Source organism: Donghicola mangrovi (assembly GCF_013377535.1).
Lineage (GTDB): Bacteria > Pseudomonadota > Alphaproteobacteria > Rhodobacterales > Rhodobacteraceae > Donghicola > Donghicola mangrovi.
Genome location: NZ_JABCJE010000061.1, coordinates 1 through 252 on the forward strand (window position 1 = coordinate 1; position 252 = coordinate 252).

Annotated in this window: 1 protein-coding gene; it reads left to right on the forward strand. The window is 59.5% G+C overall.

Annotation, left to right across the window (positions count from 1 at the left end; translation table 11 throughout):
* Positions 1 to 43: 43 nt before the first annotated feature.
* Positions 44 to 252, forward strand: a 209-nt coding sequence (locus HJ536_RS21065) for a hypothetical protein (protein WP_228028852.1), incomplete at its 3' end; no start/stop codon positions are given.

Below are 252 nucleotides of genomic sequence, written 5' to 3' on the forward strand. Positions count from 1 at the left end.
TTCTGGAAATCCCAGACTAGTCACCTCCTTTAGCATCTGCAGATTGCTCCCCAAGATTGCGACCGGCAGGTTCAATGCCAGACGCAGCAAGCAAAATCCGCTTCTCGCGGCGACAGCAAGCCTGCTGTCCGAGGGCTTCGCAGAACGCGGGTCGTTCACTGTGCGGCGGGGGCCTCTGTCTGGGCGGACGGTGGTGACCTTTGATCCCAGTCCCGAGGGGCAGTCCTGGTTTGAGGACATCCGTGAATGGAA